This window comes from Geodermatophilus sp. CPCC 205506, assembly GCF_051383635.1.
GTDB lineage: Bacteria > Actinomycetota > Actinomycetes > Mycobacteriales > Geodermatophilaceae > Geodermatophilus.
In genome coordinates, this window is sequence record NZ_JALPKP010000001.1 from 47,958 (window position 1) to 70,894 (window position 22,937).

17 protein-coding genes are annotated in these 22,937 nt (G+C 72.1%); 11 read left to right on the top strand and 6 right to left on the bottom strand.

What is annotated here, in order from left to right:
• Nucleotides 1-295: 295 nt before the first annotated feature.
• Complete coding sequence (locus tag MY520_RS00205; protein ID WP_436688877.1) at nucleotides 296-1,570, top strand: glycosyl hydrolase family 28-related protein; 1,275 nt, start codon at nucleotides 296-298, stop codon at nucleotides 1,568-1,570.
• A 56-nt stretch (nucleotides 1,571-1,626) separates the two neighbouring features.
• On the opposite strand, the gene MY520_RS00210 is transcribed toward MY520_RS00205, so the two are convergent.
• Nucleotides 1,627-2,130, bottom strand: coding sequence for an ElyC/SanA/YdcF family protein (locus MY520_RS00210; protein ID WP_436688879.1), 504 nt, complete (start codon nucleotides 2,128-2,130; stop codon nucleotides 1,627-1,629).
• A gap of 160 nt (nucleotides 2,131-2,290) precedes the next feature.
• Here MY520_RS00210 and MY520_RS00215 point away from each other — a divergent pair, with 160 nt between their 5' ends.
• On the top strand, nucleotides 2,291-3,352 hold the full coding sequence (locus MY520_RS00215; protein WP_436688881.1) for a GNAT family N-acetyltransferase: 1,062 nt from the start codon (nucleotides 2,291-2,293) through the stop codon (nucleotides 3,350-3,352).
• A gap of 1 nt (nucleotide 3,353) precedes the next feature.
• Entirely contained in the window at nucleotides 3,354-4,070 is a 717-nt protein-coding gene (locus tag MY520_RS00220; RefSeq protein ID WP_436688883.1) for a sugar transferase, read from the top strand.
• A gap of 514 nt (nucleotides 4,071-4,584) precedes the next feature.
• Here MY520_RS00220 and MY520_RS00225 read toward each other — a convergent pair.
• From MY520_RS00225 to MY520_RS00240, 4 genes are all read right to left on the bottom strand, one after another.
• Entirely contained in the window at nucleotides 4,585-5,556 is a 972-nt protein-coding gene (locus tag MY520_RS00225; RefSeq protein ID WP_436688885.1) for a sugar transferase, read from the bottom strand.
• Nucleotides 5,557-5,718: 162 nt separating this feature from the next.
• Entirely contained in the window at nucleotides 5,719-7,893 is a 2,175-nt protein-coding gene (locus MY520_RS00230; protein ID WP_436688887.1) for a hypothetical protein, read from the bottom strand.
• A 523-nt stretch (nucleotides 7,894-8,416) separates the two neighbouring features.
• Nucleotides 8,417-8,629: a hypothetical protein gene (locus tag MY520_RS00235; protein ID WP_436688889.1), complete on the bottom strand. Its 213-nt coding sequence runs from the start codon at nucleotides 8,627-8,629 to the stop codon at nucleotides 8,417-8,419.
• Between the two features lie 74 nt (nucleotides 8,630-8,703).
• Nucleotides 8,704-9,885, bottom strand: a complete 1,182-nt coding sequence (locus MY520_RS00240) for a glycoside hydrolase family 3 N-terminal domain-containing protein (protein ID WP_436688891.1) — start codon at nucleotides 9,883-9,885, stop codon at nucleotides 8,704-8,706.
• A gap of 144 nt (nucleotides 9,886-10,029) precedes the next feature.
• On the opposite strand from MY520_RS00240, the gene MY520_RS00245 reads away from it, so the two are divergent.
• The 7 genes from MY520_RS00245 (at nucleotide 10,030) to MY520_RS00275 (ending at nucleotide 19,710) form a co-directional block, all read left to right on the top strand.
• Nucleotides 10,030-10,746, top strand: a complete 717-nt coding sequence (locus MY520_RS00245; RefSeq protein ID WP_436688893.1) for a PP2C family protein-serine/threonine phosphatase — start codon at nucleotides 10,030-10,032, stop codon at nucleotides 10,744-10,746.
• A 154-nt stretch (nucleotides 10,747-10,900) separates the two neighbouring features.
• Complete coding sequence (locus MY520_RS00250) at nucleotides 10,901-11,677, top strand: WecB/TagA/CpsF family glycosyltransferase (RefSeq protein WP_436688895.1); 777 nt, start codon at nucleotides 10,901-10,903, stop codon at nucleotides 11,675-11,677.
• A gap of 142 nt (nucleotides 11,678-11,819) precedes the next feature.
• Nucleotides 11,820-14,114, top strand: a complete 2,295-nt coding sequence (locus tag MY520_RS00255) for a glycosyltransferase (RefSeq protein ID WP_436688897.1) — start codon at nucleotides 11,820-11,822, stop codon at nucleotides 14,112-14,114.
• A gap of 173 nt (nucleotides 14,115-14,287) precedes the next feature.
• Nucleotides 14,288-15,454 carry an acyltransferase family protein gene (locus tag MY520_RS00260; protein WP_436688899.1) on the top strand — a complete coding sequence of 389 codons (1,167 nt, stop codon included), beginning with the start codon at nucleotides 14,288-14,290 and terminating at the stop codon, nucleotides 15,452-15,454.
• A gap of 106 nt (nucleotides 15,455-15,560) precedes the next feature.
• Nucleotides 15,561-17,111, top strand: a complete 1,551-nt coding sequence (locus MY520_RS00265; protein ID WP_436688901.1) for a hypothetical protein — start codon at nucleotides 15,561-15,563, stop codon at nucleotides 17,109-17,111.
• 65 nt (nucleotides 17,112-17,176) lie between these two features.
• Entirely contained in the window at nucleotides 17,177-18,409 is a 1,233-nt protein-coding gene (locus MY520_RS00270; protein ID WP_436688903.1) for an O-antigen ligase family protein, read from the top strand.
• On the top strand, nucleotides 18,406-19,710 hold the full coding sequence (locus MY520_RS00275) for a lipopolysaccharide biosynthesis protein (RefSeq protein ID WP_436688905.1): 1,305 nt from the start codon (nucleotides 18,406-18,408) through the stop codon (nucleotides 19,708-19,710). The genes MY520_RS00270 and MY520_RS00275 overlap by 4 nt, the downstream gene beginning before the upstream one ends.
• A gap of 63 nt (nucleotides 19,711-19,773) precedes the next feature.
• Here MY520_RS00275 and MY520_RS00280 read toward each other — a convergent pair whose 3' ends face one another.
• Nucleotides 19,774-20,712: a glycoside hydrolase family 16 protein gene (locus MY520_RS00280; protein WP_436688907.1), complete on the bottom strand. Its 939-nt coding sequence runs from the start codon at nucleotides 20,710-20,712 to the stop codon at nucleotides 19,774-19,776.
• A 670-nt stretch (nucleotides 20,713-21,382) separates the two neighbouring features.
• Between MY520_RS00280 and MY520_RS00285 the strand changes: the two genes are divergently transcribed.
• The gene (locus MY520_RS00285; protein WP_436688909.1) at nucleotides 21,383-22,876 is read left to right on the top strand and encodes a sugar transferase; all 1,494 of its coding nucleotides are present in this window, start codon (nucleotides 21,383-21,385) and stop codon (nucleotides 22,874-22,876) included.
• The last annotated feature ends 61 nt before the right edge of the window (nucleotides 22,877-22,937 follow it).

The following is a 22,937-nucleotide window of genomic DNA, read 5'->3' on the forward strand; positions in this document are numbered from 1 at the left end:
ACGATTCGCGGCCCGTCGAGCTGAGCACCACTCCCACGCTCCTCGTGAGCGCCACGGGACTGCCGGGGCGTCCCCCGTGTCTAGGAGATCGGGCATGGCAGAGCTGTCCCGTCGCCAGCTCCTCGGCTGGTCCGGTGTGGTGGGGGTGGGGCTGCTCGGTCTCGCCGTCGTCGGGAGGGATCCCGAACCGGTCCGGCCGAACCCGCCCCCGGCGGACTGGCGGGCTGCCGCCCCGTGGCGCGGCTCGGACACGTGGCCCGGTCCACATTCCTGAGCGCTCGTGAGAGGACCCGACATGGCCTGGCCGCCGATCACCCATCAGGACGTCGAGGACGAGATCGCCGCGCTCCGGTCCGGCGTCTTCAACGCCTCCGCGTACGGGGCGGTCGGTGACGGCGTCACCGACGACACGGCAGCACTGCAGGCGGCCATCGACGCGGCCTGCGGTGGTCCGGCAGGCTTGGAGCCGTCACCCATCCGAGACGCGCTGGGGCCCGTCTACATCGGGCCCGGGACGTACCTGACCACCTCGGCACTGGTGGTCAAGGCCGTCCTCGGGCTGCAGATCATCGGCGCGGGGCCGCGCATGACGAGGATCCGCGTCTCCGGTACCCGGACGGAGGGCATCAACGTGACCGGCTGCCCCTCCATCGTCATCAGGGACATCGGCCTCACCGGGGACGGGACCGCCGGGACGGCGACGATCACGGGGAGTGCCCTGGCCCTCGACTGGATGCCGTCGCGGGCGACCGCCTGGGGTTCGCACGCCGTGCTCGAGCGGATCTTCGTGGAGGACCTCCGGTTCAAGTACGGGATCACGCTCGGCCTGAACTCGGCGAACTTCGACCTGTCAGACGTCCGCGTCGTCGACTGTGCGGTCGCCGGGGCCTGGAGCCTCGGATCGGACGACGCCAGCCTCTACCAGGCCGCGTTCCTGAGTGGCAGTGGCAGGGCGGGGAACGTCCTCAACCACCAGTACGAACACTGCACGGGTGTGGCGGTGCGCCGCCTCTTCCACGTCAACAACGTCAACCGGGTCTCGATCAACGGGGGTAACGGCTCCGGTGCCGACGTCGCTCTCTACTACGAGGGCACCGGGGTGATCGCCTACCGGGATGCCCGGGTGGAGACCTCGCGGCGGCTCGCGAACTGCCAGGGAGGGAACGGGGCGAACCCCGCCAACCTGGTGGTCGAGAACATCGTCTGGTCTCCGGGGACGGCCGCCGCCGCGGACAACACGGTCATCCGGTGGTGGGCTCCCGGCACCGTGCGCCTGAGCAACCTGGTCCTGGAGGAGCAGGCCGACGGCGCCGTGGACTGGCTGCTGGAGTTCGGCACGGCAGGGACCACGGTTGCCCAGGTCGTCGTCCTCGTCGACGGTGTCATCACGACGAACGCGACGGTCGAGAGCCTGCTCGCCGTCGTCCCAGGGACGAAGTGCTACGCCGAGGTGCGGGGCTTCATGCCCTTCAGGAACGCGAGCGGGTTGACGGGCACGGGTGTCGGGCGGGTGGCCATCGCCTACAACGGCGCCTCCGCGGACACCGGGAGCCTCACTCGCACGACCTGAGCTCGCCGTGGACCTCGCCGACCTCGGGCTCGACGACGAGACGCCCAGGAGAGAGGTCAGCAGCTCCGGTGGAGGGTCGCCTCGACGAAGCCGGCCATCTCGTGGAGGAGCTGACGCGCCCAGGTGCCGACCGGGATGGACGGCTCGGCCTCGGCCATCACCACCTCCGCGTCGGTGCACCGCCGGACGAGCAGGCCGGCCCGCGCCAGGTGGTACGTGCTCGTCACCACCGTGATGCGGGACCACCCGTGCTCCTCGACCAGGCGACCGATGGCGCGGGCCTCCCCGCGGGTGTCCGGGGGAGAGGGCCGGAAGCAGTACACCTCGAGGTCCCCGGGGTCGCGGCACAGCGCTCGCGCGGGCGCGTTGGCAGCCCCGCCGGCGGCCGACACGACGAGCACGCCGCCACCCTGCTCCGCCAGCCGGAGAGCCCTCGGCAGGCGATCGGTCGGGGACCCGGCGAGCAGGGCGACCGCCTCGGACGAGGCTGCGTCGTCCGCGACCGGGGGGAACAGGATGGCGTGGGTGAGCACGACGGCGGCCAGTGTCAGCGCGAGCACGGCACCGAGGACCCAGCGTAGGAGACGGTGAGCCGGTCGACGGCGCCTGGTGGTCGCGGGAGCCGGCACGGGGACCAGACTCCTCGTGCCGGCGCGGGAGCGCACGATCCAGCGGCACGAACCGGTCCGGTCCAGGGTCCCGGTGGATAGCCTCCACGGGGTGGACGTCATCGAGGGAGCCGGCCCAGGACCCGTCCCCGCCGTGTCGGCGGCCGGCGTGCGGGTCGTCCCCGAGGCCGACTGGGACGAGCTGGTCCGCCGGCTGGGCGGTCTCGACAGCTACACGCGGCTGGCCCACCACCGTGTGTCCGCGCTGCTGGAGCCCGCCGGCACCCGACCGGTCCTCCTCCACCAGGTCCACCCCGACGGCGAGGTGGCGCTCCCCCTGCTGCTGCGGCCCCTCCCGGAGGGCGGGGGATGGGACGCGACCAGTGCCTACGGCTACGGCGGCCCGGTGGCGACCTCTCCGCAGGCGGCGGCCGCGTTCGGCGCGGCCCTCGACGCGTGGGCGCGCGAGAACGAGGTCGTGACGACGTTCCTGCGCCTGCACCCGCTGCTCGGCAACGCCTCCCTCGTCCCTCGGGGCGGTGACCTCGAGCAACGGGGGTGCACCGTCTCGTGGGACGTCAGACCCGGACGGGACCTCCTGTCGGCCATGCACCCGCACCACCGGCGTGCGGTGCGCAAGGCCGACCGTGCCGGCCTGGAGGTCGTCGTCCGCCGGCCGTCACGGCTCGACGAGTTCCGCGCGCTGTACGACGTCACCATGCGGCGCCAGCGGGCCGAGGCGTACTACTTCTTCCCGGACGCCTACTGGGAGGCGCTCCTCACCGACGCCGAGCGGCTCGGCGTCGTGCTGGTCGAGGGGCGGCTCGACGGGAAGCTCGTCGCGGCGCTGCTCTGCTGCTCCGAGGGGGCGTGGTTGCACTACCACCTGGGTGCCTCCGCCGATGCCGCCCGCGCCATCGGCGCCTCCAACCGGTGCTTCCTCGCGGCTGCCGAGTGGGCCCAGGCCCGGGGCACGACCCGCTTCCACCTCGGCGGTGGCGTGGGCGGCGACTCCGCGTCCTCGCTGTTCGTGTTCAAGCACCGCTTCGACCCGAGCACCCCGGCGCTGCCCTTCCACGTCGCCAAGCTGGTGCACGACCCGGATCGGTACCGGGAACTCGCGGGAACCGGGTCGACCAGCGGGTTCTTCCCGCCGTGGCGGCGAGGCCGGTGAGGTGAGGGGGATCGGGAGGAGCGCGCCGCGACCGCCGCGCCGCCGTCGGCGCGCGGGTCAGCGAGCGGTCAAGTGGCTGGCCGACCGGGTTCTCGCCGCCGTCCTCCTGGTCGTGCTCTCGCCGGTGCTCGCGGGCCTGTCCCTCTGGATCCTGGTGGACGCCGGACCGCCGGTCCTCTTCGTGCAGCCGCGCGTCGGGAAGGGCGGCCGCGAGTTCCCGATGCTCAAGTTCCGCACGATGGTCGACGACGCCGTCCGGGTCGGAGCTGAGCTCGGCGTGACCGAGGACCCGTACGGAGTCGTCAAGGACGACCCGCGGATCACGCGGAGCGGCCGCTTCCTGCGCCGTACCGGCCTCGACGAGCTGCCGCAGCTGGTCAACGTGCTCGTCGGCCAGATGAGCCTGGTGGGGCCGCGTCCCGACATCCCCGTGCAGGCCCGGCACTACACCGACCACGAGCGGCGCCGTCTCGAGGTGCTCCCCGGGATCACCGGGTACTCCCAGGTCAACGGGCGCGACGACATCCCGTGGCCCGAGCGCATCGAGCAGGACATCCACTACATCGACACGTGGACGCTGGCCCTGGACGTGCGGATCGCGCTGCAGACCGTGGGGCAGGTGGTCCGGGGCGAGCCGGATCCCCTCCTGGACACCCACAACATCGCCCGGCTGTCCGAGGCGCCCGGTGGGCAGCTCCCGGAGGGACAGGGCGGCTGACGGATCGACCGCCTGGGGACTATCTGTCGTGCGCCGACGGCCGGCGGGTGCCCCTCGGCGCCCGTCCAGCTCGTCGTCTGCCGCGCCGCGTCGGGCGCTCGCTGCTCGGGGCCTGCGCTTCGGCGTCCCCGCCGCCGACGAGGCCGTCGGTCTGCAGGTCCCCGGACGGGCGAGACGAGGTGGTCCTGAGGCGTCGGCACCAGCGTTGCGCGGACCGGGTCGGGGCCCCGGCGCGTTCTCCGGGCGACCGGACGCCGGGGTCGTCCGGGGGGCTCAGCTGCGACAGGCGGTCCTCCGCGTCGTCCATCCGCCGGACGAGGTAGCCGGTCAGCAGGGCGACCGGGAGGGCGAGGGCGCACCAGGCGATGGCGACGATCCACCACCAGCTCATGAGCCCTACCCCCAAGGGTTCTGGTCAGCGCCTCGTGTGTGACACCCGAGGTGTCGGCTCCTGACTGAGCGGCCGGGCGGAGGCGACTGAGGAGGCAGCTGTACGAGCCCCAGCGTCATCGTACTAGCTGGACGTTGGGTGGCGATTCCATAACGATCCGGGGTTGCCGACGGTGCCCCCGGTCCGACGGGGGAGGAGTCGCACCTCCCCTCTCACGACGTCGAGCAGGCGGGGCAGGTCGTCGAGCGCGAGCCGGTGGAGGAGTCGTCCCGCGGGCGTGAGGCGCACGTCGACCGACGCGTCACCCCTCGCCAGCGGCGCGCTCACCGTCGTCCGGAACCTCAGCACCGGGTGGCGGCGGCCGTCGTGGTCGGTCAGCGGTTCCCGGACGAAGACCGGACCCCCGCCGCTCGCCCGCACCGCGATCGCGGCGACCACGAGTACGGGCAGGGCCAGCAGGATGATCAGGGCCGCCAGCAGTCGATCCTCGAAGGGTGCCCGGCTGACGTGCGGGTGCCGCTCGGCGGCCCGGCGGCTCCGGGCCCGGCGTCGCCACGCGCGGCGGTACAGCAGCGTGAGCACGGCGGCCATGGGCGGGACCACCGCCACGGTCACCGCGCTCGTCGGCCCCGGCGCGAGGCCGCACAGGACCGCGACGAGGCCCAGGAACACGGTGCCGGCGACGGCCACCGGCCTGACGGCCACGCGTTCCCGCCGCAACCTGCGCCGTCGGTAGCCGCCGGTGGCTGCCAGGGTGAGGACCCACACCGACGGGAGGGTGAGGGCCGCCCAGGGCCAGCAGAACGGTGCGCCGGGGTCCGGCGGGGTCGGGTCGAGCAGCCGTGAGGCCGCGGTGGGGCCCAGGGCGCACAGCCAGTCGCCGGCGACGGGGCGGCCGGCCTGCGCCGCTCGCCACGGCCGGTCGGGAGCCGGGCGGGGATCCGCGCCGGCCGGGTGACCGTTCGTGTGCCGGACGTCGGCGGACCGCCGTCCGGTCCGGTGGTCGCCTGCCGCGATCGGGCCGGAGGGGTGCCCGGTGGGTTGTCCTCCGCGTGGATGGGTGGGGGTACGGGGGCGGACGCGGGGATGCCTCATCTGACGATCCCTTGGGGAAGAGTGCGCGCGTGGCGCGTCGAGCGAGAGGTGCCGAGGACGTCGGCGCCCCGAGATCAGCGGGCCGTGTGCGTGGCCGTGCTCAGAGCGCTGCGGAGAGTCGCGAGACCTGGTTCACCGGGGCCGAGGTGACGGGCACCTGCCTCAGCCAGGCCGCGCCCCCGGCGCGGCGGGGCTGCCGAGCACGCGTGCGGAGAGGTCGGCGGTCATCCGCATCCACGTCCGGGCCAGGGCCGCCATCTGCGGGACGTCGACGACCGCGTACTCCTGCGACCGGTCCCGGGTCTGAACGGTGCTGTAGACGGTGGCGCCACCGGACGTGGCCGAGGTCGGCGTGGGAGCGGGCGGTGGCGGGGGTGCGATGGGCTGGCCGACGGGTCGGGCCGGCTGGGCCGGCGCGAGCGGGCTCGTGCCCGTGTCGCTGGACGCGGCCAGCCTGGCGTGGCTCGTGGTCGAGGCAAGCGATCCCGCCGCCGTGCCGCGGAGTGTGCCGTCCGGTCTGCCGTCCTGCTCCCGGAGGTCGAGGACGTCGCCGGCCGCGACCGTCGTGACGCAGGTGAGAGCGGTGACCGTGAGGACCGGCCCGGGGAGTCCCGCGAGGTGGTCGCCCTGGCCGGCGGTGAGCGCGACCGCGAGGAGTGTGGGATCGGAGAGCGGTGCGGCGCCCGGCGCCGGCTCGGAGGCGGCGGTGCCGGCTCCGTCGGCGGGGGCGGGCGGCGGGGCCGCGGTGGACGTCTCCGCGACGTCCGCGGTCTCGGCGGGCTCAGTGGGCTCAGTGAGCTGGGCGGTGGGCTGGGCGGTGGGCTGGGCGACGACGGCCGGCGGCTGTCCCGCCGGCTCGGTGGGCAGGACGACGGGTGGGGTGGTCGAGGCGTCGGCGGTGGCCCACTGGGCGGGGGCGTCCGTCACGGGGGCAGCGGCCTGGACCGCGGGGCCTTCGAGGTCCCGGGCGGCCACGGGCTGCGGCGCCGGGAGCGGTGGCGGTGGGGCCGGCTCGAGCGGGGTGGGCGCCTCCGGCGGGTCCGGCGCGACGTCGGAGACGTCGTCCACGGCGGACGGCGGGAGTGCTGGAGGCGGTGGTTGCTGGACCGGGTCCGGGGGTGGGGCGGCCGGCGGGAGGACCGGTTCGACCGGCTCTGGGACGGTGCCCGGTTCGGCCGTATCGGTCGCGGGGGGATCGCCCGGGGGATCCCGGGGGAGAGGGGGCGGCGCGGGTTGCTCCCCCGCGGTCGCGTCGGGGGCGGGTGGCGCGGGCAGGACCGGCGTGCCCGTCGCCCCGGTGCTCGGCTCCGGCGTGCTGGCGTCCGGCGTGCTGGCGTCCGGCGTGCTGGCGTCCGGGGTGCTCGGCCCTGGGGTGCTCGGGTCCGGGGTGCTCGGGTCCGGGGAGCCGGCCTCCGGTGCCGTGACGGGTGGGGGTTCGCCGACCGGGTCCGGATCCGGAGCGGGGGCGGCCGGCGGGAGATCCGGTCCCTGCTGCTCCTCCGCGGTGCCGTCCGAGTCGGTGGGGCCGGACCCGGAGGTGTCGCCGGGGGGCAGGACCGGGGTGCCGGGGGCGGGTGGTGCCGGCGGGACCGTGGCGTCCGGGTCGGTGCGGCTCGGCTCGGTGGGGTCCGGCTCCGTGGTGCCCGGGTCGGTGGTGCTCGGGTCGGTGGTGCCCGGGTCGGTGGTGCCCGGGTCGGTGGTGCCCGGGTTCGAGGTCTCGGCCTCGGACTCGGGCGGCGTGACCGGTGCGGGTTCCTCGACCGGTTCCTCGTCGGGGGCGACCGGCGGGAGGCCCGGCTCCACGGGGTCCTCCGGCGCGCCGCCGGGGTCGGCGGGGCCGGCCGCCGGGGTGTTGCCTGGGAGGGGATCGGGCGCCGACGGCTCCTCGGCGGTGCCAGGATCCGGCTCCGTCGGTTCGGTGTCACCGGCCGGCGGTCCGGGGACCTCGGGCTGGGTGGGCCGGTCGTCCGCGGGCGGAGTCGTCTCGGCGCCGGGGTCCCCGGACGACGAGGGCTCGGACGTGCTCTCGGGGGCCGGCGTCGGCGAGGACTCCTCGTCCGAGGGCGCCGACGGCTCGGCCTCCTGCCGGTCCTCGTGGGCTGCATCGGAGGTCGTGGGCGACGGCCCGTCAGGAGCGGCCTGCGCGGAGCCGGACAGGAAGGCGAGCCCGGCCCACAGCGCCGCGACGAATGCGAGGACGACCAGCACCCGGGTGCGCCAGGCCCGGTCGCGTGCCGACGCACGGGCGGCGGCGTCCCGTCCGCCGGGTCGCTGCTGTGGCGGGTGCTGCGCGCACGGAACGCCCGACGAAACGGCGGCGTTCCGGCTGGCGGCCACGGGTGGACCTTCCGACCGGTCGGCCGTGAGGGCAAGGGACCTGCTACCCCCTATCGGAAGCCACCTGGCCGTGTCTCACCCTGCGTGACCAATGACGACCGGTCGAGTATCGAAACTCGGGCGAGGATGACGGCGCTGGTGACGGCACGCGACGGCGGGTGTCTGATTTCCAGAACCGATACGTCCGCCGCGTCGCCCGCATTGACCAGGCAGTACGCTGCGCCTACGGTCACGGCGTCCACGGACGCCCCCGGGTGACGATGTGTGAGAGGGCCCCTGCGGTGCATGCTCCGGGTGAGGAACCGAGGCCAGAAGCGGCCACGGCGGTCCCGGCTGCCCGGCTCCGCCCGGTCGGTGAGCCGGTGAGTCCGGCCCCCGCTACGGGACCGCCCTGCGGCGGTTGTGGCCACGGGAAGATGGCGCACGAGCACTACCGCCGCGGCACGGACTGCGCGCTGTGCACCTGTGCCAGGTACCGCCGGTCGCGGTCGATCCTGGATCGTGTGCGCGGCCGCTGAGGTCATCAGCGCTTCCCGGTCGTGACCAGGAGCCCGATCTCCGAGAGCAGGGCGGCCGCCCAGCCGCACAGGACGAAGATGTCGCCCTGGTGCATCCCGTGGTCCTCGGTCAGCCGGAACAGCACCCGCCCCTCGTTGAGGTAGTCGCCGGTGATCAGCAGGAAGGCGAACGCCGACACGATGCCGGCCACGACGAGGGCGAACAGCCAGCGGAGCACCGGGCGACGGTAGCGGTACTGCCGGGGATCGGTGCCGCCGTGCTCGCTCGTCCGCCGTCGGGGCGGCCGACCCGTCAGGCCGGCGGGAGGAGGCCGGCGGTCGCCTTGGCGGTGAGCGAGGTCCGGACGGCGGCGTCCACCTGGTCGGCGAACGACGGATCGCTCGCGTCCCGCGCGAGGACGGCGTCGACCATCTCCGGCACCGTGCCGGCGTCCACGGTGAGGATCAGCGTGCCCCCCGCGGCGAGGAAGCGGACGGCCCGTTCCCCCACCGGGACGTCCTGCACGGCCACGGCGGCGCCGAGGTCGTCGGAGATCACGACCCCGTCGAAGCCCAGCTGTTCGCGGAGGACGTCGGTGACGACGACGGGGGAGAAGGCGCCGGGTGCGGCCGGGTCGATCAGCGTGTAGACCGCCGAGGACGTCATCACGAACGGCTCGGCCGGCGAGCCGGCCAGCGTGCCGAAGGCGGCGACCTGCTCGTCGTCCCGCGTGGTGACGGTGTCCGTGACGGCGGCGACGTCGGTGTTCTCCGTCACCCGGCCGAGCCCGGGGAAGTGCTTGAGCGTGGCGGTGACGCCGTGCGCGTCCTGGCCGTCGACCACGGCGCCGGCGGCGCGGACGACGTCGGCCGCGGTGCTGCCGTACTGGCGCTCGTGGGCGCCGATCGGTGCGTTGTCGGACTCGGTGCCCGCGGGGACCACGTCCACCACCGGCGCCAGGTTGACCGTGATGCCGGCGGCGGCCAGCGACGTGCCGAGCCCGTCGGCCAGGGCGGCGAGGTCGGGCGGAGGGAGCCGACCCTGGTCGACGGCCGACGGCAGCTCGGGGAAGCCCGGGCCGCTCAGGGCCTGGACGGCGCCGCCCTCCTGGTCGACGGCGACCCACGGCCGCGGGGCGCTGCCGGCCGCCTCCGTCCACCGCGCCGTGGTGGCGGCCAACTCGCCGGCGGGGACGGTGCTGCGGCCCGCCAGGAAGATCCCGCCGGCCCCGAGGTCGCGGACGAGGGCGTCAGCGGGGGACAGGTCGCTCAGCGGGACACCGGCGACGATCAGCTGGGCCACCTGACGTCGGCGGTCCAGGCCCGCGAGTGCGGCGTCCACCTGCTGGTGCAGAGGGTCTGGTGTCGGGCTGGGCTCGGCGGTCGTGGGGCTGGCCGAGGCGGTGCTCGCGCTCTCCGGTCCGCTGCTGGAGCAGGCGCCGACCAGGCTCAGGAGGATCCCGGCGGCGAAGGATCGGGAACGGAGGCGCTGCATCGACGTCCATTGTGGGCGCCCGCCGGCGCGACGCGTCCCCGCGCTGTTCACACGTGTCCTGCCGGTTGGCCTGAGACCTTCTAGGCTCGTCGCGCCTGCCTTCCCGCGGGTCGCCCTGTCGTCGATGCGTGTTGTGGAGTGTGGATGGCGCCGGTCGAGCTGACGTGGGGCGCGGCGACCGCGACAGGTCAACGCGAGGACAACCAGGACAGGTACCTCGTCAGCCCGCCGATCTTCGCCGTCGCCGACGGCATGGGTGGTCATGCCGGCGGAGCGGCCGCGGCGGCCGCCGTCATCGAGGCACTGCAGGCCCTGACCGGTGCCGAGACCACCACGGTGGAGCGGATCCGCCTGGCCCTCCAGCGGGCCGACGGTGAGATCCGCGCTTTCAAGGGACCGGCGACCGGCGGCGCCGGGACGACGGTGGCCGGCGTCGCCCTCGTCGACGGGGGAGACGGGCCGCAGTGGGCGGTGTTCCACGTCGGCGACTCGCGGGTGTACCGCTGGCACGACGGACAGTTGGAGCAGCTCAGCACCGACCACTCGGTGGTGCAGGAGCTGATCGACGCCGGTCACATCTCCGACGAGACCGCCGCCACGCACCCGCAGCGGCACATCATCACCCGCGCTCTCGGGGTCGGTGGGCGAAGCGAGCCCGACATCGCGCTGACCCCGATCGTGCCCGGCCACCTGTTCGTGGCCTGCTCCGACGGGCTGACCGGAGAGTTGGACGACGAGAGCATCGCCCGGGTCGTGTCGTCCGGCGGCTCCCCGGGCGCCGTGGCGGACGCCCTGACCGTGGAGGCCGAGAAGCTCGGAGCCCGCGACAACGTCACGGTGGTCACCGTCCAGGTCTCCTGACGCGTGTCATCTACGGTTGGTCGGCCTCCGGTGGGCGCTTCCGCGCGCAGCCGCATCGGAGTTGTCGTGAGCCCGTGCAGATGCGGGGGACCTCGCGTCGTCACAGGGCAGCGTGATCGCCTCACGTCGCGGGATGAACGGGAATGAGGACTGTGTGAGCAAGCCGTCGACCGCACGCGGGCACGGAGAGCTCGAGTGGGCGGCGCGGCTCGCGCAGGAGCTCGGCGAATGCCTGCGAACCGGCCGAGGGGCAGCGGTCACCTGGTACAACCACTGGTCCATCGGTCGGTCCATCGACGACGGCGTCGGCGTGGAGCGGTTCACCCACGTCGGGATCGACGGGATGTTCCTGCGTCGCCTCGTTGACCCCACAGTGCCTCGGACCAGCGCCGATCTGGTGCTCCCGCTGCTGTTGGAGTCAGCGGGGGCCGGCTGCCGTGTTGCCCTCATCGGCTCCACGAGGACCAACGTCGAGGCGGCCAGAGCAGCGATCGAGGCCATGCCCTCGGCTCCCGCGGTGGTGCTCACCCGGGACGGCTTCGAGGAACTCGTGTCGCCCGAGGCGATGGCCCAGGACGTGCTCGACGCCGGGGCCCACGTCGTGATCGTGGGGCTCGGGGCGCCTCTCCAGGACCACTACGTTCTCGGCCTCCGGGCGTCTGGCCTGACCAGTCAGGTGCTGGTCACCTGCGGTGGGTGGATCGACCAGTCGTCGAACGTCGGCTATTACCCGCGATTCGCCTACACGTTGAAGATCAACTGGCTCATTCGCGTGCTCCGTGAGCCCCGGAGGCTCTGGCGGCGGTACACGGTCGAAGCGCTCGGGGCCGTACGTCGGCGCCGTGAGATGCGGCGCTTCCTCCTCGAGCAGGGAAGCGAACCCTTGGGCACGATGCGGCGAGCGTGCTCGGCGGGCGCAGAAGTGGGTTGACCGCGGGGGCACCGAGCCGGCCCAGCGACGACAGCGACCTCCCGCGCCCCGGTCCGGCCGCTGCGCGGGGTCGCCCGCTCGGCCTGCACCACCGGATTGGGCTGCGCGTGTGACGTGCTGCGAGCCACAGAGAGAAGAGGCCATGGTCGTCATCGAGACCGACGCCGCCGATGCGGACGTCGTCGTGGGGATCATCACGTACAAGAGACCCGAGCACCTCCGGGCGCTCCTGGACCGGTTGACTGTCCAGGAGTTCACCGGACCCGTTCCGCCGCGGGTCGTCGTCCTGGTGGTGGACAACTCCCCGGGTCTGGAGGCCCGACCGGTCGTCGACCAGTGGGCCGCTGCTGCCCCGTTCCGGATCGAGTACGTGGCTCACGGCGCGGGGAACATCGCGAGTGGCCGCAACGCACTCCTCGACGAGTCCGAGGGCAGGGCTCCGATCCTGGCGTGCATCGACGACGACGAGCTACCGGATCCGACCTGGCTCCAGCAGCTCGTCGACGCTCTTCGCCGCACGGGCGCCGACATCGTGGTGGGGCCGGTGCTGGCGCACTACCCCGCGGAGGCACCGGGGTGGCTCGACCGGCCCGTGTTCCACTCGGTCCCCGGGGACTGGGATGCAGGGTGGGTCTCCGAGGCGTGGACGGGGAACTACGCCATGGCGACGGACAGCAGCTGCCTCCATGGGTTGCGGTTCGACGAGGCTCTCGGGGCGTCCGGGGGCGAGGACCAACTGTTCTTCCGGCAGGCTCGTGACGGCGGGGGGCGCATCTTCTACGAGCCGGGCGCAGTCGCTCGCGAACCGGTGCCTCGGGACCGACTGGCCGTTCGGTACCTCCTGCGGCGGGAGTACCGCAAGGGCAGCACGCTCGGCCTGCTCGACCGGTCGCGCCCAGGCTGGCCGTCCGGCCGTCCTGGCCAGCGCCTCCTGCGAGCGGGCTACTGGTTCGCATCGGGGTGCCTCGGGGCGCTCGCCGGAGTGGTGGTGCGCGACCGTGCCGCCATGGTCGAGGGCCTGATGCGGACCTCCAGGAGCCTGGGGATGGTCAGCGGCCTCCTGGGCCGCACCATCGTCCTGTACGGCGAGACAGTCGGCGATCGGGCAACCTCCGCTGCCACGATCGCCTTCGTGGCGGGTGAGGGGCCTCGGTTCCAGAACGCCGGCCACTCGCGGTACCTGGACGCCTTCGTGTCGCACTATCGAGCGCAGGGCTTCCGGATCGCCGTGGTCGTCACGAGTCGTCGGACCGGTTTCCTCCTCCAGAGACGCTCCGCGGACGCGGTGTACTACGCGCCGGCCTTGCGGAACGCTCTGGGCTGGCAGTTCTTCGTCCATCCGGCCGTGATCGCGTCCCACGTCGCGTGGGCCTCGTTCCGACGACTTCCCCATGCACTGCAGAACCAGGTCGACCGGGTCCGGACGCGGAGGCGCGCAGCTGCGGGGGTCGACCACGTCCTGGGGACGTGGCCCTCCGTGGGGACGTCACGGTGGACGATGCAGACACTGGAAGAACTCCAGCCGGACGTCGTCTTCTACAACACCATCTTCAGCGTGCCGCAGCCCGCGAGCCGGCCGGCCTCGGTGAAGGTCCAGGGGCTGATCTCTCACGACGTGGTCAGTCAGAGAGCTGACAGCTTCCGTGCGGCCGGCCACGCGATCCAGCCCTCCGACTTCAGTGCGAGCCAAGAGGCTGCACACCTGGATGCCTTCGACACCATCGTGGCGATCCAGTGGGACGACGCCCGGACTCTGCGCTCGATGGCTCCTCGTGCCCACGTGGTCGTGACCCCGGTGGCGATGCCGCTCGAGCTCACCCGTCGGAATGAGGTCGCTGCAGAGCGGTGCCTCTTCGTGGGGAGCGGGTCCCTGCACAACGTGGAAGCGGTCACGTGGTTCCTCGAGAACTGCTGGCCGGCCGTTGTGCGACGCCGCCCGACGACCGCGCTCCATGTCATAGGCACGGTCTGCGCGCGCCTCGGAGACGTCCCCGCCAACGTGGTGCTCCGCGGAGAGGTGGCCGACCTCGCGGCTGAGTACGCCTCCTCGAGCGTCGTCGTGGCACCACTCCGCTCCGGCAGCGGGCTGAAGGTCAAGGTCGTGGAGGCGATGTGCCACGGCGTGGCCACCGTCACCACGACCGTCGGTGCGCAGGGGCTCGGTGCGGTGTCACCGCGTCCATATCTGCTGGCCGACGACGCGGACGCCTTTGCGGCGGGGGTCGTCCACCTACTGGAGGACCCTGCCGCTCGCGCCGGTCTGGAGGCGGCCGCGAGTGCGGCCGCTCACCTGTTCAGCCCTGAGCAGGCATATGCGGAGCTCGACGGCCACCTCGCGGCGATGGGGGTCGGGCCCCGGCGATCTCGAGTTCCGTCCGGTGACGTCGGTGTGGGCGCGTGGGGTGCTGAACCGACTCCGCCGTCGGCTTCGCGGTGACCTCTGCGGCGGAGGGCAGCCTGCCGACGGGCCGGGGGCGCACTGAGGTGACGACGGACACCCCGCTGGGAGCTTTCGCAGGGCTGGCCCCGGATGCGACCCTCGCGTCAATGCATACGGGGGCAGTGCTCGGGGGCGACCCTATCTCGTCGTCGTGGACCGGCGGGACGGGGGTGCAGCAGGCGGCGGTCCGGCCGCGGCTCGATTCCCTGACGGGACTTCGGTTCTTCGCTGCCTTCGCCGTGTTCGCTCTCCATGCGCTGAGCTTCGGTCAGCACAGCTGGGGCGTCGACGTCTTCACGGCGGGGACGACGGGGGTCTCGTTCTTCTTCGTCGTCAGCGGCTTCGTCATGAGCTGGACCGCCAGGAGCGACGACACCTCGTGGGCCTTCTACCGGCGCAGGTTCGCGCGCATCTATCCCGCATACGTCGTCACCTGGCTCCTCTCGGTCGCGATGATGGTGCTGGACGGACGTCGACCGTCGCTGATGGATCTGCTGCCGCTGACGCTCCTGCAGTCGTGGGCACCGTCCGAGGTCGTCTTCTGGGCGACGAACGCCGTGTTCTGGACCCTTTCCTGCGAGGCGTTCTTCTACCTCGCGTTCCCGGTGCTGCATCGCTGCGTGCGTGGTTGGACGGTCCGATCGGCGCTCATCGGCATCGCGGTGCTCGTGGTCGTCATCGAGGTCGCGGCGAGTGTGTCGGTGGCGGTCGGCGGCGGGCCGACCGCGCACTGGCTGGTGACGGTGTTCCCGGTGACGCGCCTGCTCGAGTTCGTGATCGGCATGCTGCTCGGGGTCATGGCCGTCCGGGGGGCTCGACGGAGTCCTCCCATGTGGCTCGCCGTCGCGCTCACCGTGGGTGGCTTCCTGGCCGCCAATCACGTGCCGGCGGGTTTCCGCGACGTCGCAGTCACCATCGTCCCGTTCACCGTCCTCGTCTGGGCAGCTGCTCAGGGGGACATCCACGGGCGGCCCTCGGTTCTCCGGAGACGGTTGCTCGTCAATCTGGGCGCGTGGTCCTTTGCGTTCTATCTCGTGCACACCCTCGTGATGCGGGCCGGCTTCGAGACCCTGGACCGGCTGGGGTGGGAGAAGGCGACTCTGGCCGGCGCTCCGCTGTTCCTGGCGACGTCGGGAGTCCTGCTGGCGGCCATCGTCGCGGCCTGGCTGCTCCACACGGTGGTCGAGGTTCCGCTGGAGCGCCGCCTGCGTCCGCGTCGTGCTGACCGCGGGACGTCGAAGGCGAGCCCGGCTGACGGGGCCGGTGCCGGCCAGGACGCCGTCGCGCCGGGCCAGGAGACGGGTCCGCAGGCCCACCGCGAGGGACCTGCCGCCTAGTTCCCGCGGCCTCGGCGGGCAGGGGGCGTCGCTCTCCCCCGCGAGGGGTAGGTGAATCGGCGTCATCGGGGGCTGCGTCACCTCGATGACTAGCATGTGGACGTTTGTGCGTGGTCGGACGAAAACCGATCGACCATTGATCTACGAAGGGCCTCCGGTGGAATTGCAACTCCTTGCGCATGCAATTCGGAGGTCCGCGGTCGCCGTCATCGCCGCCGGATTGGCAGGCGCCCTGCTGGGAGCGGCCGGCTGGTATCTCCTGCTCCCGGCCGGCTACCAGGCCACCGCGGTACTCGTGATGGACAGCACGGCGGTCCTGGTTCCGGGGCAGGAGCCGTTCAGCGGTGATCCGGAGCGGTACGTCACCAGCGAGATGGAACTGCTGCGGAGCCACGCGATCGCGACCGAGGCGGCCGCCATCCTGGAACCGCCGCACCCTGCCTCCGACGTGCGCGAGGCCATCGGGTTGTCGCACGTGACCGGAACGGACGTCGTCGAGATCACCGCGCGGGCGGAGACCCCGGCTCGAGCGCGGGACATGGCGAATGCTGTCGCGTCGACGTACGTGACGAGACGGCAGGAGGGGGCTCAGGCCGGACTCGCGGCGCAACGAGAGGCGTTGGAGGCGCGAGTTCGTGAACTCGAGGGCCGCCTGGGCGATGAGGACCTGTCGACGCCGTTGGCCAGCGCGCTGGGGCTCCAGCTGGCCGCGGTCACCGACGACCTCGCCCAGCTGTCCGGGCCAGGAGTCCTGAGAGACGCCACCCGCGTCGTCGACGAGGCTCGAGAGGTCACATCAGCGCGCTCCCTCGGACTGCCGCAGGCGGTGCTCGGCGGGCTCTTGGTGGGGCTCCTGCTCGGGGTGCTCGGTGCCGCCTCCCGGGAGTACCGGCGCCCCCACGTCGTGAGCAGGGACCAGGTCGAGTCCGTGACCGGTGCCCCGGTTGCCGCGGTGTTCCCCCACCTCCGCCAGTCCGAGAGCCGTGGCGGCAAGGCATTCCTCAAGCACGTGGAGGAGCCGACCCGGCGGCTGCTCACCCTGGCGTCGGTGGACAACTCGATCAGGCCCACGGTGATCACGGTGTGCAGCGCGGCACCCCTGGCAGGGTGTTCCACCATCTGGTCGGTCCTGGCCCTGACGCTCGCCCGAGACGGCCAGCGGGTCCTGGCCGTGACGACCGGAGATCTCGGCGGGGCATCGCCGCTGCTGCTGGGCGGAGCGGGGCTCTCGCGCAGCCGGTCCCAGACGGGCGCTCGGTCCAGGTTCGACGCGCGCCCCAGGCACTCACGCGAGGGCGCGGCAGTCGTGTCGGACATCGAGGTCGAGCCGCCGGACCTCGATGAGCACGCCGGGTGGCGGTGGCACGAGGGCGCGGTCCCGGGACTCATCGTGAGTCAGCACCCCGACAATCCGCGCCTCGTGGCGGCGGACATCCTCGGGGCCCAACCTCACGACCTGTCCGAGTTCGACGCCGTGGTGATCGACGCGTCGTCGCTCGTGATGTCACCGTCGGCCCGTTCCGCCATCCGCGCCGCGGACCAGATCGTGATGGTGGTTCCGTTGCCAGGGCAGTCCGACGCCGACCTCAAGGTGGCCTGGGACATGCTCGAGAACGAGGCGAAGGCGGATGTGCACGTGGTCCTCAACCACCCGTGACAGCGGTCGTGCAGGCGGACGTCGTGGGCCGTGATCGAGGCGGTCCAGGACTCTCCGCGGCAGCAGTGCTGCTGGCTGCGGCGTTCCTGCTCTCCCAGTGGTCCGACGTCACGCTGACCCGGTGGCTGCTCCGCGTGCTGCCCGTGGCCGCGCTCCTGCTGGTGCTCTCCATGCCGCATCACGAGCGTGGCCGACTGAGGTTGTCGATCCCTCTGGCGCTCTTCGGGTGTTGGTGCACGGCCTCGATGCTGTGGACCGCCGACCCGGCCAACACGGTTCGCCGCTTGGTCGATCTCGTCGCGGTCCTCGTCGTCGGTTGGGTGGCGGGTCAGGCGCTGGGCTTGCCGGCTGCGCGGCGTGTGATCGGCCGGACAGTGCGCTTCGTGCTCGTCGCCTCGGTGCTCGCGTTGATCGCCTTCCCCGGTTGGTCGACAATGCCGGGGGCCGACGGGGCTCCCGGCTGGCATGGGTTCTTCCCCCACAAGAACGGCTTCGGGTTCTTCTGCGCCATCGCGATCGTCACCCTCTGGTCGGACATGGAGAAGGGGTGGCGGCGACGATCGTGGATCGGTCTGACGGTCGCCCTCCTCATCGGAAGCCAATCGGCCAGTGCCCTCGCCGCCACGATCGCCGGCTTGGTGGTCATGGGATGGCACGCCGTCCGGGCCGAGCGGGCTTCCCTCCGCCGGCGAATGGTCACAGACGTGGTGGCGGCGGGGGTGATCGCCATGGGGACTGCGGTGATCGTCTGGCGGCCCGATCTCGCGTTGGAACTCCTCGGGCGGGACAGCTCGCTGACCGGCCGCCGTGAGGTGTGGACAGCCGTCGCGCGGCAGATCGGCGAGCGGCCGCTGCAGGGCCATGGGTTCGGCGGCGTCTGGGACCCGGCGTCACCCGTGACGTTGGACATCTGGCGAGAGGCGCGCTTCAACGCCTTCTACGCGCACAGCGGGTACCTGGACCTGCCCCTCCAGGTCGGGCTCGTCGGTCTGTCTCTCTTCGTGATCCTCGTGCTGTCGCTCGTTCGACAGGCACTCAGGCGGCATTCCGACGCAGACGGCGCCTGGCCGCTCGGGGTGCTCGCCGTCCTCCTCGTCACGGCACTCACGGAGAGCTCTCCGTTCACGGGCAGCGGGTTGCTCCTGTTCTCGCTGCTGTCCGGCGTGCTGCTGCGCGGTCGACCGAACCTCGATGCGCCTCGTCGTTCCATCCGCCGGCGCGGCATGGTTCGAGGGGGTCCATCGCTGATCGCTGCGACCGGTCCCGTTCCGGGTCCGACCGCGGACCGACGCTCGTGAGCGGCATCGTCGGCCGCTCACTGTCGGCGTGGTGGCGACGCAGTGCGAGGCGCCTGGCAGGGGACGCCGTCTGGGCGTCCGCCCTCGAGGCCGTGACGATGATCTCGGGACTCGTCGTCATGTACGTCATCAGCACGGGTCTCGGACCCGGGGCGTACGGGTACTTCGTGGGGGCGCAGGCACTGATCGCCACCCTGGGCATGGTGTCCTGTGCCTCCGTCGCCCAGCTCGTGATGCAGGGGATCGTCCGCGATCGCCGCCCTCGGCACGGAGTCTTCGGCCGGTCCCTGGCGCTCATGCTCGGGGCCACGTGCGTCTCCCTCGTGGTCGGGCTGCTGCTACGACCTGTGCTGTTCCCGGGCCTGACGACGCGCGTCTTCGCGCTGCTGGCGGTCGCAGAACTGGTGGGCATGGGCATCGTCGCCCTCGGCGCCGCATATCTGCAGGCCCTCGACGCCTACCGTCAGTCGGTCGTCGCCCGGTTGTTCCTGCTGCTCCTCAGAACCTCGTCTGTCGTGCTCCTCGCCGTCCTGGCCGAGCTGTCGCTCGAATGGGTTGCCTGGTCCTACTGCGTCCTGGGGCTGCTGGTTGCAGCTGGCGTCCTGGCCCACCTGCGCCTGTGGGACGGCGTTCGACTGTGGCCTCGACTGCCCTCGTCCCGCGAGGTGCGTGACGCCGGGTCTTTCGCGGCGTCACTGCTGGCCTTCTCCGTGCACGAGGACGCGGACAAGGTCCTCATGGTGCGGTTGGCCGACCCGGCCACGGCAGGTCTGTACGCAGCCGCGTACAGAGCGGTGCAAGTCGCTGCCTCGCCGATCAAGGCGCTGGTGACAGCCTCACACCGGCGGTTCCTCCTGCACGACCCGACCGTCAGGGGTGAACACACCCGACGGTCCTGGAGCTACACGGCGGTGGGGGCGGGATACGGGGTCGTTGCTGCCGGTGTCGTCGTGGCCGCAGCGCCACTGCTGCCCGCGGTCCTCGGCGACGCATATGCGGGCTCCGTGCCCATGGTGCAGGTGCTCGCTGTCCTCGTGGTGCTCCGTGGACTGGGTGCCTTCAGCTACAACGGGCTGATGGGTCTTGGTGCCCACGGCCATCGCGTGGCCGTGATCGCGGCGGCCGCGGTGGTAGCCGCCCTGCTCAACGTCGTCCTCATCCCGATGTTCTCGTGGTGGGGTGCTGCCGTCGCCACGCTCACCGCCGAGCTGCTCTTCGTCGTCCTCGCATGGTGGGCACTGCTCCGTCGACAGCGCCGCCACGATGCGTCGGTGGATGGCCTGGCGGTCGCTGCGCGCTGACCTGGCGGCCGGTCCAGGGGCGGGCCCTGCTGCTCGAGACGTGCTGCCTCGGGATGTCCTGGATCAGGCTGCCGGGCGCCCGTCCCACCTGCGGACGTAGTCGACGTCCATGGTGAGCGCGTCCGGAGTCGTGGCATCGCTGCGCTGAGCGGGCGGGAACCACGAGCCGTCCATCGCGTAGTTGAGGCGTAGCGACATCTGGGCGTCCCGGAAGAAGGCGGCGTCGGCCCCGGTCACCTCCGCCATGAGCACGTCGTCCTGGTAGAAGCGGATGCTGTCCTCCTGCCAGTCCATGCCGTAGGTGTGCCATCCGGATGTGTCGGTGGAGAGCTCTGCCACGTTCACCTGACCGGTGGGTGTGGACGCCCCCGCGGCGGGGACGATCTGCCCATCGGCCTTCGCCGCTTCGTGGAGGGTGATGAACCACGGGCGACCCGAGGCATGACCGAAGATCTCCAGCAGGTCGATCTCGGCCTGCTCTCTCCCGGGGTTCTGACCGTCGGCGGCGAAGAACCACAGTGCCGGCCATCCGCCACTGCCGGGTGTGCCGAAGCGCGCCCTGACTTCGTAGTAGCCATGACTGAAGCGGCCGTCGGGGCGGCTCGTGTTCGACACGAGGATCCCCCCGGACCACGCCGGCGCGTGGCCTGGGGTGGTCCGATTGGCCTGCGCCATGTCGTCGGTCCACTCGGCCGGGGTCCTTCGGGCGGTGATCGAGAGGACTCCGTCCGCCACGGTGAAGGGAGATCTCGGCGCGCCACCGAGCTCCTGAGCCGGGTTCAGGAACCACGTCGCAGGATGCGTCCCGTCGAAGCCGGCGTACCCCTCGTCGATCGGTTGCCAGATGTCGTTCGCGCGCCAGAAGCCCTGGGGGTTGGCGCTGCTGGCGAGATCGAGGGAGTCGAACTCCTCCGCCCATGTGGGGCCGGTGGGTGATGCGGTCCCGGGAGGAGCAGGCACTGCCGAGGCGCTGCCCTCGGGAACGGTCTGCTCCCCCGGCACCGGAGCGGGGGCCTCGGTGGTCCTCGGTGCTGACGTGCGTGTCGCACCCCTGCTGGCAGTCGGAGCCTTCCGCGCCGTCTCCTCGAGCTGGACCGTCGCGCCCGCGGCCGTCCTGTCGGAATCGCGGGTCTGGCACGCGACGGAACCCGTCAGGAGGAGCAGAGCGAGCGCACCCGTCGTGGTCTTCGCGGCGGTCGTGGACAGTGGCATGGTCTCGGTCTTCGGGCTCTCTCGTTCGATCGAGCGGCTGACCGCCCCAGGGGTGGGTCGATTCGGAGGGTGCCGAATCCGGATCCAGCTCAGGGTCCGACACAGGCCCCGGAGAACCAAGTCGGACGAGACACACGGTGTCCGTGAGACGCAATCGGTCATCAGAGCACGATGGGCAGCAGGTCAGCGGGGTCGTGGTGGTGACCAAGAGCACAGATCGTCAGGAGGATCGAGCTAACTCGATTGAGCGGCGAGTCGTAGCTGTCGGTTGTCGGAGCTTCCGTTCCGTGACAGGCCGGCGGGACCAGTGGCTTGCACCTCCCCGAGCGCACCTTCCCCGTCCCGGCGGCACCAGGTAGTTTCGTTGTGTCGATTGAACATTGAACCGTCAGTGTGATCGGCTGCCCGCCGAGGGACCTCGGCACTTTTCCACGGGGGTTCTGCGATTTCTCTGCTCGACGTGCGTGACGAGACCGTCCGTCACGCTCTGCGTTCATCCAGTCGCTATGCGCATGGATTCACCGCCCGTCTCCGGGGCGAGGGAACGGTCGCGCGTCGCGCCTGGCGGGGGGCATACGTTCGTTCCATCTTCGCGGGCGACATCGCGAGCGCCTTGACTGCCGCCATGACCGGTTACGTGGTCCGGTTCGGCCCGGCGGGCGCCCCGGAGGCGCGGGTCTCGCTGTGGGTCGCTCTCGTCCTGCCGCTCGTGTGGGTCGCGGCGATGCTCGTTGCCCGTACGTACGAGCAGCGCTTCCTCTGGCTCGGGGCGGAGGAGTTCCGGCGTGTCTTCTTCGCCGCCGCTCTCCTCCTGGCGGCCGTCGGAACGGTGTCATGGGCGTTCAAGCTCGAAGTGGCCCGTGGGTTCGTCATCCTCGCCGTGCCGGTCGCGACGCTGCTCACCTTGGCGCAGCGATACGTGCGGCGCCGCTCGCTGCACCGCCAGCGTGCGCACGGACGCTTCCAGCAGACAACGCTGCTGGTGGGCCACCGGGCCGGCGTCCAGGCGCTGCACGAGCAGGTGGACCGCGAGGCCTACCACGGCTACCGCGTCGTCGGCTGCGCCATCCCCGGCGGGCGTGACGCAGCCGCGGAGTTCGACGGGCTCCCCGTGCTCGGCGACCTGGACGAGGTCATCGACATCGTCAGGGGCTTCGAGGTCGACACCGTCGCTGTTCTCCCGTCACCCGAGCTGGACGGTGCTGCGCTCCGGAGGCTGGGCTGGAAGCTCGAGGACACCCGCGCAGAGTTGCTCCTCGCGCCGGCGGTGAGCGAGGTGGCCGGACCTCGGGTGAGCATCCGTCCAGTCGCCGGGCTCCCGCTGCTCCACATGGAGCGTCCCGAGCTGCGCGGTGCCCGCCGGTTCACCAAGGAGGCGTTCGACCGCACGAGTGCTGCGCTCGGGCTCCTGTTCCTGGCTCCTGTACTGCTGGGGATCACGCTGGCGGTCACGATGACGAGCGACGGGCCGGTCTTCTTCAGACAGGAGAGGGTCGGCCGCGACGGTCGGAAGTTCCCCATGCTCAAGTTCCGCAGCATGGTCGCCGGCGCAGACCGCATGGTCGACGACCTGGCAGACGAGAGTGACGGCAACGGCGTGCTCTTCAAGAAGAAGGACGACCCGCGGGTCACCTCGGTCGGCAAGATCCTGCGCCGTTACTCGCTCGATGAGCTGCCGCAGCTGATCAACGTGGTCAGGGGTGAGATGTCCCTGGTCGGTCCGCGCCCGCCGCTGCAGACCGAGGTGGAGCGCTACGGCTACGACATGCACCGTCGCTTCCTCGTGAAGCCCGGCCTGACCGGCCTCTGGCAGGTCAGCGGCCGCTCGGACCTCTCCTGGGACGACTCGGTGCGCATCGACGTCCGCTACGTCGAGAACTGGTCCCTGATGTTCGACTTCATGATCCTCTGGAAGACCGCCGGGGCGGTCCTGCGAGGCTCAGGCGCCTACTGACGGCAGGCGCCACAGGCGTTGATCGGCACCCGCCGGCCCCATCGCGGCGTCAGGACCGCAA

What these genes read in the sequence shown, in the direction of transcription:
- MY520_RS00205 (WP_436688877.1), top strand. Translation starts at nt 296, where the DNA reads ATGGCCTGGCCGCCGATCACCCATCAGGACGTCGAGGACGAGATCGCC.
- MY520_RS00225 (WP_436688885.1), bottom strand. Translation starts at nt 5,556, where the DNA reads ATGAGGCATCCCCGCGTCCGCCCCCGTACCCCCACCCATCCACGCGGA.
- MY520_RS00240 (WP_436688891.1), bottom strand. Translation starts at nt 9,885, where the DNA reads ATGCAGCGCCTCCGTTCCCGATCCTTCGCCGCCGGGATCCTCCTGAGC.
- MY520_RS00245 (WP_436688893.1), top strand. Translation starts at nt 10,030, where the DNA reads ATGGCGCCGGTCGAGCTGACGTGGGGCGCGGCGACCGCGACAGGTCAA.
- MY520_RS00255 (WP_436688897.1), top strand. Translation starts at nt 11,820, where the DNA reads ATGGTCGTCATCGAGACCGACGCCGCCGATGCGGACGTCGTCGTGGGG.